The organism is Enterococcus sp. AZ089 (genome assembly GCF_050547225.1).
In the GTDB taxonomy this organism is placed as follows: Bacteria; Bacillota; Bacilli; order Lactobacillales; family Enterococcaceae; genus Enterococcus_D; species Enterococcus_D entomosocium.
Genome location: NZ_CP172954.1, coordinates 3,265,218 through 3,278,627 on the forward strand (window position 1 = coordinate 3,265,218; position 13,410 = coordinate 3,278,627).

The window sequence follows — 13,410 nt, forward strand, 5'->3', positions numbered from 1 at the left end:
ATTGTATCACATTTCTTCATAAGCTACCTATAATGAATTCTGGTTTTTTGCTAATTTTCTTGAAAGAAACTTTGATTTGCAGCTTTTTTCAACCGATTCATATAAGCAGCCCCTAAGCCGCTTTCTGGAAACGTGGGTGCAAATAAGACATCTAGCTCAGCAATCGATTCATCTAACGCCCGTAAACCTGCAAACAGCCCTTTTGTCGCGGCTTCCACACTGTCATCAAAAAATAAATAAATGGCCGCCGCTTCAAAGCGGACTTGCTCGGCGATCGTCGGTCCAGCTAAAACACCTACCTTAAGCTGCTGTTCTTTTGCCCAAGCCATGGCTGCCGACCAATCTTGGTCATTGATCATCATGACGTTGGTATTCGGTGCATAGTGCTTGTATTTCATGCCCGGCGCTTTGGGTGCTTCACTTTCTGTTACTAAATGCTGATCGACGAGGACTTTTGTTTGTAAAACTGCTTCAAGCTGTTCTTTAGAGATCGCACCAGGGCGTAAGATGATCGGCGGCGCCGTTGGGTCACTCAAATCTAAGACCGTTGATTCGACACCGATCTGTGTCACGCCATCATCCAAGATGCCAGCGATTTTGCCTGCCAGATCATGCTGAACATGCGCAGCTGATGTTGGGCTTGGTTTACCAGATGTATTCGCGCTAGGACCAACCAATGGCTGTTGGGCTTGTTTGATCAACGCTAACGTCTTGGTGTTGTTGGGCATCCGAAAAGCCGCTGTGGATAAGCCGCCAGTAACGATACTAGGTAAACTGTCTTTTTTGATCGAAAAGATCAAGGTTAAGGGCCCAGGCCAGAAAGTTTCCATCAATTTATCAGCGAAGGGATGCTTGTTATCCACAAACGGTTCCAACTGCTCTGGCTCGGCAATATGAACGATCAAAGGGTTGTCACTAGGTCGTCCTTTGACTTGATACACTTGCGCAACAGCCTTTGGCAAAAGCGCGCTAGCCCCTAGTCCATAGACAGTTTCCGTCGGGAACGCCACTAATCCCCCCTCAGCTAAGATAGCTGCTGCTTCGTTTAACTGTGATTGATCAAAAATTTTTGTTTCCACAATTTATCCACATCCTTTTTTGAGAAGTTTCCACACTTATCAACATTTTCTCGTTTCTTATCCACATTTTGTGGATAAGTCGTTTGTCAAGTGTGGATAACCTTGTTTATAACTCCATTTATTCCCAAATTGTTCATTTCATAAGGTTTTTGCACTTTTTCTGTAGCAAAAAAAAATTATTTATCCACATCTTGTGGATGACTGACGAACACCATCCGATCTTGACCCGCAAGATCTTTTACTACGGTAACTTCTTTGTTGGAAAAAGCGGCTGCAAAAAGCTGTTGAACAGCTTGTCCTTGCTGGAAGCCGATTTCCAGCGCCATTTGCCCACTTGGTGCCAAACACTTCGGTGCTTGCTGTGCTAATTGCTTATAGATCGCTAATCCTTGTTCTTGAGCAAAAAGCGCCATTTTAGGCTCTTTTTCCCGTACACTGATATCCATCAGCGGCCACTCTTCAGCGCTGATATACGGCGGGTTGGAAACGATCAGATCCCATTGCTGATCTGCCACAGGCTCCAAGGTATCTCCTTGGAAAAAGCGGATCTCTGCACCTAAGGCTGTCGCATTTTCTTTAGCAACGGCTAACGCCTCTGCTGAAAGATCCACGGCACTTACCGACCACTGGGGACGTGCCAATTTTAAGGCAATGGCGATCGCTCCTGTACCCGTGCCAATGTCAACGACTCGTAGCGGCTGATCTGCTGGTAGTTTTGCCAGACAGTTTTCCACCAGCTCTTCGGTTTCTGGACGCGGGATCAAGGTTGCAGGGGTCACTTTTAAGCGATGACCATAAAATTCTTCATACCCCAATAAATATTGCGGGGGTTCATGCTGTAGCAACTGTTCAAGATCTGCTGCGATCTGTGCCTCATCTTCCCTTAGGATGGGTTGGTCCATCTGCAGCAGCCAATCGAGTTGCTGCCAGTTTTTTCGCTGTAAAAACAGGTATTGGATCGCATACCCGTCCAGTCCTTTCGTTTCTAAAAAAGAAGAAGCCCGTGAAAGGACTTCTCGATAGGTTTTAGCCATTTTGCATCTCATCTAATTTTGATGTTTGATCGTAAACGATCAGTGCATCAACAATTTCATCGAGTTTTCCAGCTAAAATTTGATCCAATTTTTGAATAGTCAACCCGATACGGTGATCTGTTACGCGGTTTTGCGGGAAGTTATAGGTCCGGATCCGTTCAGAACGATCGCCGGTACCCACTGCTGATTTACGGTTTGCATCGTATTCGCTTTGTGCTTCTTGCTGCATTTGGTCATAGACCCGTGCCCGCAAGACTTTCATCGCTTTCTCACGGTTTTTCAGCTGTGAACGCTCATCTTGCATCGCAACAGCGATCCCTGTTGGCAAGTGAGTCAAACGAACAGCAGAAGCTGTTTTGTTGACGTGCTGACCACCAGCACCAGAGGCATGGTAAATATCGGTCCGAATATCTTTGTCTGCGATATCGATTTCGACTTCTTCAGCTTCGGGCATAACCACGACCGTTGCCGTAGACGTATGGATTCGGCCTTGTGATTCGGTAGATGGTACCCGCTGCACTCGGTGGGCGCCGCTCTCATATTTCAATTTTGAAAAGACGTTGTCGCCAGTGATCATCATGATGACTTCTTTGTAGCCGCCGATCCCAGTGACGTTGGCATCCATGACTTCGACTTTCCAGCCTTGGTTTTCCGCATATTTTTGATACATATTGAAAAGATCGCCAGCAAATAAGGCTGCTTCGTCGCCGCCAGCTGCACCACGGATCTCCATGATGATGTTTTTGTCATCATTCGGGTCTTTTGGCAATAACAAAATCTTGATGCGTTCTTCTAAAACGTCTTTTTCTTTTTTCAAGTCAGAGAGTTCTTCTTTGGCCATCTCAGCCATTTCTGCATCTAGGTTTTCCCCAAGCATTTCTTCAGTGTCCTTGATTCCTTCAACGACTTCTTTGTAACGGCGGTAGACTTCCACCGTTTCCCGTGTATTGGCTTCTTCTTTTGAAAGCTGCATGAAGCGTTTGGTGTCAGAGATCACGGCTGGATCACTTAGTAATTCGCCTAATTCTTCGTAACGGTCTTCGATTGCTTGTAACTGATCGTACATTGATTATTCTCCTTCTTTTTTCATTCCCGGGTGAAAGTAATGCTTGCGGCAAACTGGATAATACGCTTCATTGCCGCCGATTTGTACTTGATCGCCCTCGTAAACGGGTTTTCCGTCGATATAGTGCAAGTTCATGGTTGCTTTTTTATGACAGAACCAGCAGATGGTTTTCATCTCTTCGATTTTATCTGCGTAAAGCAGCAAGTATTTTGAGCCTTCAAATAATTCATTGCGGAAATCATTTTTCAAGCCAAAGGCCATTACAGGAATACCTAACTCATCCACGATTTTGGTGAAAGCCAGCACATGATGCTTCTTTAGGAACTGTGCTTCGTCGATCAAAATACAATAAGGTTTATAACCGAGGTCTTTGATCAAATGAAATAGATCCGTTTCATCAAAAATCGGGATCGCGTCTCGCTCTAAGCCGATGCGACTCGAAACATTTCCCACGCCGCTTCTCGTGTCCAATCCACTTGTCATGATCACGACTGGTTTGTCTTGTTCTTCATAGTTGTGAGCAACTTTCAGTATCTCGATCGTTTTCCCACTATTCATTGCGCCATATTTAAAAAAAAGCTGTGCCATCTCGCCCATCCTTCCTCATACTCCTTTGGTATTATACTTGAAAAAGGAGAATTTTTACAGACTTAAATTCGACACACGCCGCCTTTTACGCAAGAGTTTTACGAAAAGTTAACGGATTTTTTGCTGCCGGTACTTCTTAATCATTTCTGGCTTTTCTGGCCACTTCTGCCAATACTTGACAAGCCAGTGGATATTCTGGATTTTCATTCCCATTGATATCCGTTGCAATGATCACAAAACCGAGCTGCTGGTAGAGCTTGATTGCTGCGTGGCTCCACGTTTGCGTATGAAGATACATCGGCTCGTTGGCTGCCTCTAAGACAGAAACGACTTGCGTGACCAAGCCGCGAGCGATCCCTTGACGTTGAGCTTGCGGCATTACTGCTACCCAATGGACTAGCGGAACCGGTGTACCGTCTTGCTTGGCTTTTTTCCAAGCGGTAGCCGTGCCGACCGGTGTACCTGTTTGATCAAGGGCAAAAAACATTCGCTGTCCTAGCTGTGCTTGCTCGGGCATAAATTCTTTTTCAAAATACGCCAATGCCTCTTCCTCATTGTCAAACTCTCCGACGGATGTTTCGATCCGTGCCCAGTGCCTTTCGTCTCCTGCTTGGTAGCTGCGTAGCGAATAGTTATCGGATTGAATGGGCTGGATCGGTGTGCTTTTGTGTGCTCGCTTCATCCAGATTTCTGCATATGGAATTGATTTATCTAACATTGGTTGTGCCTCTCTTTCATTGGTTTCGTCCTTGTTCAACGGTTTCTTTGGGATTCAATCACGTAATTTCTTTACTAGAAAAATTTCTGTTAGCTGATTTTGCGTATGGGCGATTCTCCCGATTTCTTCATAGCCCACTCGCTGATAAAAATCTGGTGCTTGGAAATCAAAAGTCGCCGTCTGGCAATTTTCACAGCCAAATGCTTTCAACTGCTGTTCAAGATCCGTAAGAATCTGCTTGCCATACCCTTTTCCCCGCTCGGATGCTTTGACCCACAGGGTGTCAAGATAGCCGATATGATACATCGAGGCGTAGGCAATGCCACCAGCAATCACCACACCCTCTTTTTTGATTACACTGCTAAAGTTCTGATAGGTCTCTGTTTGTGTAAATGGTTTTTGATGCTTTGTGTATGCTGTTAATGCTGTTTCTAACGCAGCCAATTCTTGGTCTGTTCCTTGTTCAATGATTCGCGCCATATTCAATCACTCCTTCTTCTTTCTTGATAATCTGCGATGATCTGATCGACCGTTTCTGCTATCGTTAGGCCTTCTTTGATCAGTCTTTCCTCTGAAGATCCTTTTGGGAAAAGCAAGTCTCGCTCAAGCCACCATTTACGCATCGCTTCCTCGGATAAATAGTCTCGCTGCATTCGGGTCTGATGTCTTTTGACCGTTTCCTCGAAAGAAAGATCAAAATAATAAACTAGCTTTTTTTGGGGAAAGAGTTTCATTAGAAAGTCGAGAAAGTCTTGGTATTTTTCACGAGAATAAATCCCCTCAACAAGTATCATCGGCACTTTCCCCTTCGCATATAGGACAGCTTCTTTCATCAAACCGCTGGCTAAATTATTATGGGTATCTTTGACACAAAAAATTTCTCGCCGAAAAACATCTTGTGAAATCAGCACTGCCTCTTCCCCAAAAACGTGCTGAACAGCTTTGGCAATAGTGGTTTTTCCGCTGCCAGAATTCCCCCGTAGTAAAATTAACATGCTTTCCATGGGCGGTTCCTTTCTTCGTTAGTAAGTTATCTAAGCATATCTCTTGTTTTTCTCTACTAGAAGCATACCATAGAAGCAAAGGAGGAATACCTATGAAAGATACGGCAATTTTTGCTGGTGGTTGTTTTTGGTGCATGGTGAAGCCTTTTGATTCACAGCCAGGCATCCTCAAAGTGGTTTCGGGCTTTACTGGCGGCCATGTCCCTAACCCAACCTACCAACAAGTAACGACAGGTACCACCGGTCACACCGAAGCAGTTGAAATCACCTTTGATCCTGAAGTCATCTCTTATGAAGAATTAGTTGCCATCTATTGGCAGCAGACAGACCCCACGGATGCGTTTGGTCAGTTTGCCGACCGTGGTGATTCCTATCGTCCAGTGATTTTTTACAATAGTGAAGAACAAAAAGCGATTGCGGAAAAATCAAAGGCGCAGTTGCAAGCTAGCGGCCGCTTTGACCGTCCGATCGTAACGAAGATCGAACCAGCAGAACCTTTTTATCCTGCAGAAGATTATCATCAAGATTTTTACAAAAAAAATGCAGCCCATTACAATGCTTATAGCGAAGGCTCCGGTCGAGCCGGCTTTATTCGCCAAAACTGGGCTTAACATTTTGGAGAACGTTCCTTACAATTCATCACTAACAGCCGATCTGCCTCGTCAGCAGATCGGCTGTTTTCTGTTTTTTCCCAAAAAGGAAATTGACAGTCAGGGCATTTTCGCGCTACACTGATTAGAAAATTCTGACGATTATAAAGGAGTGTTTGTTTGATGTTAGCTAATGAAGTCCGTCCAGGTCCAAACCGTTATATTACGGGCGATGGGGTCTTAACTGATTTGCCGGAGTATTTACGAGAGTTCCAAGAGGTAGCAGTAATTACTGGGGAGCAGTCATTCGATGTGTTTTCGAACTATTACCCTCATTCATTTGACTACCCGATCTACCGCTACGATGGATCATCGAGTTATGAAAATGCGAAAACCTTAGCTGAAGCGATCCAGCAAGCAGATGCCGTGGTGGCAATCGGCGGCGGCAAGGTCGCTGATACAGCAAAAATCACCGCCCAAACCCTTGGCGCAGAGCTGATCGTGATCCCTACATTGGTTTCCAACTGTGCGCCCTTTACCCCGGTGATCGTCGCCTATTACCCCGATCATACGATTTGTAAAATCGACTATGCCAAAAAAGGTGCCTACATGACGATCGTCGACACCCGTTTTTTACTAGCCACACCTGTTGATTACTTTATCGCAGGGATCGCTGATACCTTAGCCAAATATTATGAAATGGAAGCCATCGTCCGCAACATGGCAGAAGACGACAAGACTGCCTTAGTACGGCTAGGTTTCCAAAGCGCTCTTTTGATCAAAAACTTGCTGATTGCCGATGCGATCCAAGCTGTCAAAGACCTAGAAGCTGGGCAGCTGACACCCGCCTTTGCCCGCATCACCGACGCGATCATTGCTTTGGCAGGCGAAGTTGGCGGTTTTGCAGTAGAGTTTGGCCGCACGTCCGGTGCGCATGCGCTGCATGACGGCTTGTCTTATTTGAATGAGACCCATAGTGTCTTGCACGGCAATAAAGTCGCCTACTGCATTTGGGTCCAGCTTGCCTATACCAATGATTTTGATGTGATTGAAGAATTACGGCCGTTTTACGAAGCTTTGCACTTGCCGATGAAGCTGAAGGATCTCCACGTGACACGCCTTGATCGGGATTACTTCGCCTCGGTTCTGACCTATGCTGTCAAGGAAGAAGAAACCTTTATTTTGATTGATCCTGCGATCACACCCGAAAAAGTCTATCAGGCGATCGAAGCAGTAGAGGCGCTGTAAACCGTACAAATTGCTAAACAACTTTATATCAATAAAAAACTGTTTCCCTAATGCATTTCGGACACAGTTTTTTTATTTGATCAAACTGACACGCAGTAGCGATCCTGGCTGCGCATGTTCTTAGCGGGCAACAGCAACTGACGCATTGCCCATCACTGCACGGCTTCACCCAGCAACCCGTTTTCTAAGCAGTATTGATAAATGCCTTCCTCGGCTACGTGACCAATCACTTCGTCGGCGATCGCTTTTAACTCATCCGAAGCATTGGCCATTGCTAGACCCCAGCCGACTGCCTCCAGCATCTCAATATCATTGTTGCCATCCCCAAAGGCAATGGCTTCGGATTTATCCAAGCCATAGTAAGCCAGCATTTTGGCAATGCCGCTTCCTTTCCCGCTGCTGGCTGGAATAATATCGACTGCCCGATCCCACCAGGCGGTGATTTTCGCCTCTGTAGTATTTGCCATCACTTTGGCGTAGTCTTCTTTCCCTGAACCTAACATCACTTGGAAAATGTCTTGCTGTTGGATCAACTCTTCAAAATCTTCTGCCACGATCACTTCTTGGTGAGCAAAGGAAAAATACTCAACTAAATCAGCATCTTTGCCATTGGCAACGGTACGATCCTTCGTTGCGATTGCTACTGGACGCTTGAGCGCCGTCGCATTTTCTATGATTTGCTGAACATCTTTTTTAGGAATGGGGTTTTGGTGGATCCCCTCTGCTTGATTAAAACAATACGATCCGTTAAAGGTCAAAAACGCATCGAAGGTCACGCCTTCAAATTGCGGCAACGCGATGGGACTTCTGCCAGTCGCAATGCACAACAGGATCCCTTGCTTCTTCAAGGCTTTTAATGTGGCTAACATTCTTTTAGAGATTTGCTTTTTGCTCATGTCGATCAGTGTGCCGTCAACATCAAAAAAAATAATTTTCACGTTCTTCATGATCTTCCCCATTTCCGTCTCGATTTTCAAAAAAATTGATGCGCTTTTCTCTCTATTGTTCCGTGCGGATCGTCGCTGTTATCTTTTATTTCTTTTATCTTCTCATAAATTGCCAGCGTTTTCTTCTGAAATTGTGAAAATTGATCGGAATACTTACCTATTTTTAAGAATCTTAAAGAACGCCTAGACTATCGGGAACAGCTGATCCAATGTGACTAATACTCCATCCTCATCATTTGAGGGACAGACAGCGGTGGCAACGGCTTTGACGTTTTCTGGCGCATTGTCCATCGCATAGCCTCTCTGGCAATAGGCTAACATTTCCAAATCATTGCCGCCATCGCCAAAAGCGACACATTGCTCAGGAGTGATCCCCCATCGCTCTACCAAGCGTGCCAATCCTGATGCTTTGTGGCAGTTAGGCACGATCAGATCCACGGAACCATGCCCACTGCCTGTTGGCACTAGCAAACCAGCTAGTTCTTTTTGAAATAGTTCCGAATAATAGGCCGTTTTTTCGACAGGAACGGTTGGGGCAAATTTCAGGATCGTGTCCTCTACTTGGGCAAAGTCATCGACCCATTGCAATTTGTGGTAATACTTATTTGTTAATTCAAAAAAAGCATCACTGACCGTTCCCCGTTCACAATAAGCACTATTGAGCCCACACATTACATTTTTAACCTCGGGGTATTTTTTACATAAATCTAAGGTTGCGAAAACCGTTTCTCGGGGAATGTCCGCTGCAAAAAGCACTGTTTCTTTGTCTTTGACAAGTGCTCCGTTTTCTGCAACAAAACTCAGCTCGTGATCATAGCCGGGAAATTGAGCCCGCAACTGGTAATACTGATTGCCGCTGGCAACGACAAACTGACAGCCGACTGCTTTCATGCGGGCCAACACGGCCTTGAAGCGGGGAACATCATACGTATAATCCGTGCGCATAAAGGTTCCATCCATATCGACAGCTACTAACTTGATATCATAAGGGTTGGCATTCATCTACTTCTCTCCATTCTGGCTTTCTTTATTAAAGAAAGCGTTTTTCTCACATTATTATTTTAACATGTATATACAACTTCCGCATCCTTTTTCTTGCTAAAAAATCGATTGAAGGGATAGTGCCTCTCAAAAAAGAGACTACTGCTTTACACCATTCAATCGTGCCTACCTTTTCAAAAATCCTTACAATGATTGAAGATCATTCAAAGGCAGACCATCGCTGCCAAACACAAGGATTGATTGGCGGCTCCTTTGCCCGAATGAAAAGAATCACTCCAGAAACGTTTCCTTGCGCAATTTCTGCCCCACATAAATTCTATCCTGCTTTCTTTCAAATCTACTTGGTTCTTTGGTATACTGGGGATAGTTTAATTAGTGAGGGGTTTTTGTTATGAACTTTACCCGCTTTGCTCGCTTGACGCAGCGCAGGAGCAAGACGTTTATTTCCCAGAATGTATCTTCAATCCAAGTGATTGTTTTTTATTATATCGTGATGACGGTGGTCTCTTTGGGGCTTTTTTCACTTCCCTTCTTTCGGGAACCGGGCTCTCATGTCGCGTTTATCGATCTGTTCTTTATGGCGGTCAGCACGGTCAGTGTCACAGGGTTGACTACCTTCCCGATCAATGACGTATTTAACGACCGCGGGGTCATTTTATTGGAAGTCCTCTTTCAAGTTGGTGGTTTAGGGATCATGATGATCTCGACCTTTTTTGCGATCGTTTCACGGCGCAAAATCAGTTTAAAGCAGCGCCAATTGATCATGACAGATATGAACCAGCCAAAGCTTAGCGGGATCGTTCGGATGATTCGAACGACGTTTACCATCATTTTAGTTTGTCAGTTGGTAGCAGGTACGATCTTCGCTGTTTATTTTCATCTTTACGGGTATTATGACAATTGGCGTGACGCGATCTTTTATGGGTTTTATCAAGCGATCTCTGCTGTGACCAACTCAGGGTTTGATGTGACGGGCAATTCCATCTTGCCGTTTTCCCATGATTATTTCTTCCTGACGTGTATCATGATTTTGATTTTTATCGGGGGGATCGGATTTCCAGTGATCATGGACTTTCGGGAATGGGTCCTTTTTAAAATGAAAAAACAACGCCGCCGCTTGCCGTTTCGCTTTTCTTTATTCACAAAAATTGCTGTTTTGGCTTTCGTGATCCTCTTTGTCGGCGGTACATTAGCGATCTTTTTCCTTGAGAAAGATTATTTATTCAAAGATTACAGCTTTAGTGGTATGTGGATGAACAGCATGTTTTATTCCATGACAACGCGGAATGCTGGCCTGCAGATCCATGACTTAGGCAACTTCCAAACCACGACGTTGATCGTTTTCTCCTTGCTGATGTTTATTGGTTGTAGTCCCAGCTCTGTTGGTGGGGGGATTCGGACGACGACCATTGCCATCATTGGGCTGTACCTCTATGCCTTCTTGAAAAGTGAGGACAATATCAATATCTTCGGTCGCCGGATCGATCAAGATGACGTCCGTAAATCAGTGGTGGTCTTCATGCTTTCGATGGGCATGTGCTTCTTTTGTGTCTTATTCTTGACCGCCATCGAGGATATCCCTTTGATCGCCATCATTGTTGAAGTTTCCTCGGCCTTTGGAACCACAGGGCTTTCTTTAGGAATCACGGGCGATTTATCAACCATCGGCAAACTCGTGATTGCTCTTTTGATGTTTATCGGCCGTGTCGGTATGCTGTACACCTTGATGTTATTCGTACCAAAAGAAACACGTGACTTAGGCTACGAGTACCCAACGGAAAAAATCATTATCGGTTAAAGCAGCAGCAAACCTGGCAGAAGGTTTGCTGTTTTGCTTTTCAAGCCTTTGATCATCGCAAGTAAAAGAGCCATTTATCAGAATGGTCTTTGTAGAAATTTAAAGAATCGCAAAAGCAATTTAACCTTTTTCTTGGTATATGGTATGATAAATTGAATTTGCACAACGAAAGCATTCGCTCTAATGGAGGGTTACATTATGGGAATACGAAGTCATCTGGCTGTTTCAGTCGGTAAGACCTCTCAATGGGTATTAAAGAACTTTTTCAAAGGTGGCTCAAGCCTGCCTGGTAAATTAGCATTAAAAGTTGATCCACATATATTAGATCATTTGGCGAAAGATTACCAAGTCGTCGTGATCACAGGCACCAACGGCAAAACATTGACGACTGCCTTGACTGTCAATATTTTGCGCCAAGAATTTGATGAAGTATTAACGAACCCCACCGGCGCCAATATGGTCCAAGGGATCGTTTCAACCTTTCTATCGGCACGCCCTAAAAAAGGCAAAAAATTTGCGGTTTTAGAAATCGATGAAGCCAGTCTCAGCAAAGTAACGAAGTACATCAAACCGGAATTGTTCGTTTTCACCAATATTTTCCGCGATCAAATGGACCGTTATGGCGAGATCTATACGACCTATAAAATGATCGTTGAAGGTGCCGCAAACTCACCGGAAGCAACGATCCTCTGCAATGGGGATTCGCCACTGTTCAATTCGGTGGCAACTGTCAATCCGCGGAAATACTATGGATTTGATCATTTGCCAGATGAAGAGCAGATGGCCCATTACAATACGGATGGCGTGTTGTGTCCTGAGTGTCATCACATTTTGCATTATAAAATGATCACCTATGCCAATCTTGGGAAATACTACTGCCCAAATTGCGGCTTCCATCGACCAGAATTGGATTATAAACTGACGGAAATGACTGCAATGGACAACACCTCTGCTGATTTTGTGATCGATGGCAATGACTATCGCATCGAAGTTGGTGGGATGTACAATGTCTACAATGCGCTGGCGGCAACTGCGGTTGCGGAATATTATGGCGTAGCACCTGCAAAAATCAAATCTGGTTTGGCCTATGACGAAAAAGTCTTTGGCCGCCAAGAAGTGATCCGCATCGGGGACAAAGAATGTACGTTAGTTTTAGTTAAAAACCCTGTTGGTTTGAACCAAGTCATCGATATGATCGGCCTGTCGCCCTATCCTTTCTCACTAGTCAGCTTGTTGAATGCCAACTACGCAGATGGGATCGACGTCAGCTGGATTTGGGATGGCGACCATGAAGCGTTTGCCGATATGGGGATTCCTCAAGTGATCGCTGGTGGTGATCGTCACAAAGATATGGCGTTGCGGTTAAAAGTTGCGGGGATCCCTGAAGAGAAAATCATTGAAACCCCTGAACTTGATGACGTCATCAAGCAAATTGCAGACTTACCAACAGAAAAAGTCTATATTTTAGCGACTTACACTGCAGTCCTGCAGCTACGCAAAAAGCTTGCGGAAAAAGGCTATATCAAAGGAGGAATGAGTCGTGACTAAGTATCAACTGAATGTTGCCCACTTGTATGGAAATCTTTTGAATACTTACGGCGACAACGGCAATCTCTTGATGCTGCGCTACGTGGCCGAAAAACTAGGCGTGACCTTCAACGCAGAAGTCGTCAGCATTCACGAGCCCTTCGATCCTGAAAAATATGATCTCGTCTTCTTCGGTGGCGGGCAAGATTTTGAACAAGTGATCGTTTCACAAGATATCCAATCAAAAAAAGAAGCCCTGACCAGCTATATCGAAAATGATGGCGTCATGCTGGCGATCTGCGGCGGCTATCAATTACTGGGTCATTACTACATCGGTGCCAACGGCGAAAAAATCAAGGGGATCGGTGCCTTGGATCATTACACCTTAAGCCAAGAAAACAACCGGTTCATCGGTGACATCGTGATCCACAATGAAGAATTCGATGAGACCTATTATGGCTTTGAAAACCATAATGGCCGTACTTTCTTAGGTAAAGGGGAAAAACCATTGGGGAAAGTCATCCAAGGACAAGGAAACAATGGCGAAGACCAAACCGAAGGCGTGGTTTACCGCAATGTGTTCGGCTCTTACTTCCACGGACCGCTTCTCGCAAGAAATGAGCATTTGGCAGAGCGCTTGATCCGCACCGCCCTTGCCAATCGTTATGGCAACGTCGAAATTTAAATACACGTACTTAGCAAACAAACCTGTTTTTCGCAGGTTTGTTTTTTTATGGGAAATTTCCCCGCAGTTGCTACCTTTTCTCTTTGTTTGCTTCTACGTTCCTATGCCACCTCGCTTTATTGTA

At 44.9% G+C, this 13,410-nt stretch carries 14 protein-coding genes; 5 read left to right on the forward strand and 9 right to left on the reverse strand.

Annotation, left to right across the window (positions count from 1 at the left end):
• Positions 1–50 precede the first annotated feature (50 nt).
• From IGJ01_RS15095 to IGJ01_RS15125, 7 genes are all read right to left on the reverse strand, one after another.
• Positions 51–1,079: an L-threonylcarbamoyladenylate synthase gene (locus IGJ01_RS15095; RefSeq protein ID WP_430601227.1), complete on the reverse strand. Its 1,029-nt coding sequence runs from the start codon at positions 1,077–1,079 to the stop codon at positions 51–53.
• Between the two features lie 176 nt (positions 1,080–1,255).
• On the reverse strand, positions 1,256–2,113 hold the full coding sequence (prmC, locus tag IGJ01_RS15100; RefSeq protein WP_016621930.1) for a peptide chain release factor N(5)-glutamine methyltransferase: 858 nt from the start codon (positions 2,111–2,113) through the stop codon (positions 1,256–1,258).
• Positions 2,106–3,179: a peptide chain release factor 1 gene (gene prfA / locus IGJ01_RS15105; RefSeq protein ID WP_005227884.1), complete on the reverse strand. Its 1,074-nt coding sequence runs from the start codon at positions 3,177–3,179 to the stop codon at positions 2,106–2,108. The genes prmC and prfA overlap by 8 nt, the downstream gene beginning before the upstream one ends.
• Before the next feature lie 3 nt (positions 3,180–3,182).
• Positions 3,183–3,767: a thymidine kinase gene (locus IGJ01_RS15110; protein WP_005227882.1), complete on the reverse strand. Its 585-nt coding sequence runs from the start codon at positions 3,765–3,767 to the stop codon at positions 3,183–3,185.
• Positions 3,768–3,903: 136 nt separating this feature from the next.
• Positions 3,904–4,485 (reverse strand): GNAT family N-acetyltransferase, encoded by a 582-nt coding sequence (locus IGJ01_RS15115; RefSeq protein WP_008379353.1) that lies wholly within the window; start codon positions 4,483–4,485, stop codon positions 3,904–3,906.
• Between the two features lie 54 nt (positions 4,486–4,539).
• Positions 4,540–4,965 carry a GNAT family N-acetyltransferase gene (locus tag IGJ01_RS15120; RefSeq protein WP_005233566.1) on the reverse strand — a complete coding sequence of 142 codons (426 nt, stop codon included), beginning with the start codon at positions 4,963–4,965 and terminating at the stop codon, positions 4,540–4,542.
• 2 nt (positions 4,966–4,967) lie between these two features.
• Complete coding sequence (locus tag IGJ01_RS15125; protein WP_144331036.1) at positions 4,968–5,489, reverse strand: AAA family ATPase; 522 nt, start codon at positions 5,487–5,489, stop codon at positions 4,968–4,970.
• 92 nt (positions 5,490–5,581) lie between these two features.
• Here IGJ01_RS15125 and msrA point away from each other — a divergent pair, with 92 nt between their 5' ends.
• Both msrA and IGJ01_RS15135 read left to right on the forward strand, forming a co-directional pair.
• Positions 5,582–6,100 carry a peptide-methionine (S)-S-oxide reductase MsrA gene (msrA, locus tag IGJ01_RS15130; RefSeq protein WP_016609916.1) on the forward strand — a complete coding sequence of 173 codons (519 nt, stop codon included), beginning with the start codon at positions 5,582–5,584 and terminating at the stop codon, positions 6,098–6,100.
• A gap of 162 nt (positions 6,101–6,262) precedes the next feature.
• Positions 6,263–7,327, forward strand: coding sequence for an iron-containing alcohol dehydrogenase family protein (locus tag IGJ01_RS15135; RefSeq protein ID WP_061053346.1), 1,065 nt, complete (start codon positions 6,263–6,265; stop codon positions 7,325–7,327).
• 152 nt (positions 7,328–7,479) lie between these two features.
• Here the strand turns inward: IGJ01_RS15135 and IGJ01_RS15140 are convergent, their stop codons facing one another.
• Positions 7,480–8,274 (reverse strand): HAD family hydrolase, encoded by a 795-nt coding sequence (locus tag IGJ01_RS15140; RefSeq protein WP_369076018.1) that lies wholly within the window; start codon positions 8,272–8,274, stop codon positions 7,480–7,482.
• A 183-nt stretch (positions 8,275–8,457) separates the two neighbouring features.
• Positions 8,458–9,276: a Cof-type HAD-IIB family hydrolase gene (locus tag IGJ01_RS15145; protein WP_016612950.1), complete on the reverse strand. Its 819-nt coding sequence runs from the start codon at positions 9,274–9,276 to the stop codon at positions 8,458–8,460.
• 391 nt (positions 9,277–9,667) lie between these two features.
• Between IGJ01_RS15145 and IGJ01_RS15150 the strand changes: the two genes are divergently transcribed.
• The 3 genes from IGJ01_RS15150 (at position 9,668) to IGJ01_RS15160 (ending at position 13,286) form a co-directional block, all read left to right on the forward strand.
• Positions 9,668–11,074, forward strand: a complete 1,407-nt coding sequence (locus IGJ01_RS15150) for a TrkH family potassium uptake protein (RefSeq protein ID WP_008379338.1) — start codon at positions 9,668–9,670, stop codon at positions 11,072–11,074.
• A gap of 198 nt (positions 11,075–11,272) precedes the next feature.
• Positions 11,273–12,622: a Mur ligase family protein gene (locus tag IGJ01_RS15155; protein ID WP_005227862.1), complete on the forward strand. Its 1,350-nt coding sequence runs from the start codon at positions 11,273–11,275 to the stop codon at positions 12,620–12,622.
• Complete coding sequence (locus IGJ01_RS15160) at positions 12,615–13,286, forward strand: type 1 glutamine amidotransferase (protein WP_005233555.1); 672 nt, start codon at positions 12,615–12,617, stop codon at positions 13,284–13,286. Before IGJ01_RS15155 ends, IGJ01_RS15160 begins: the two co-directional genes overlap by 8 nt.
• Positions 13,287–13,410: the final 124 nt, after the last annotated feature.

Bases quoted from the DNA above. Each gene is read 5' to 3' on its own strand.
- prmC (WP_016621930.1), bottom strand. From the start codon at position 2,113: ATGGCTAAAACCTATCGAGAAGTCCTTTCACGGGCTTCTTCTTTTTTA.
- msrA (WP_016609916.1), top strand. From the start codon at position 5,582: ATGAAAGATACGGCAATTTTTGCTGGTGGTTGTTTTTGGTGCATGGTG.
- IGJ01_RS15145 (WP_016612950.1), bottom strand. From the start codon at position 9,276: ATGAATGCCAACCCTTATGATATCAAGTTAGTAGCTGTCGATATGGAT.
- IGJ01_RS15150 (WP_008379338.1), top strand. From the start codon at position 9,668: ATGAACTTTACCCGCTTTGCTCGCTTGACGCAGCGCAGGAGCAAGACG.
- IGJ01_RS15120 (WP_005233566.1), bottom strand. From the start codon at position 4,965: ATGGCGCGAATCATTGAACAAGGAACAGACCAAGAATTGGCTGCGTTA.
- prfA (WP_005227884.1), bottom strand. From the start codon at position 3,179: ATGTACGATCAGTTACAAGCAATCGAAGACCGTTACGAAGAATTAGGC.
- IGJ01_RS15135 (WP_061053346.1), top strand. From the start codon at position 6,263: ATGTTAGCTAATGAAGTCCGTCCAGGTCCAAACCGTTATATTACGGGC.
- IGJ01_RS15140 (WP_369076018.1), bottom strand. From the start codon at position 8,274: ATGAAGAACGTGAAAATTATTTTTTTTGATGTTGACGGCACACTGATC.
- IGJ01_RS15125 (WP_144331036.1), bottom strand. From the start codon at position 5,489: ATGGAAAGCATGTTAATTTTACTACGGGGGAATTCTGGCAGCGGAAAA.
- IGJ01_RS15115 (WP_008379353.1), bottom strand. From the start codon at position 4,485: ATGTTAGATAAATCAATTCCATATGCAGAAATCTGGATGAAGCGAGCA.
- IGJ01_RS15155 (WP_005227862.1), top strand. From the start codon at position 11,273: ATGGGAATACGAAGTCATCTGGCTGTTTCAGTCGGTAAGACCTCTCAA.
- IGJ01_RS15110 (WP_005227882.1), bottom strand. From the start codon at position 3,767: ATGGCACAGCTTTTTTTTAAATATGGCGCAATGAATAGTGGGAAAACG.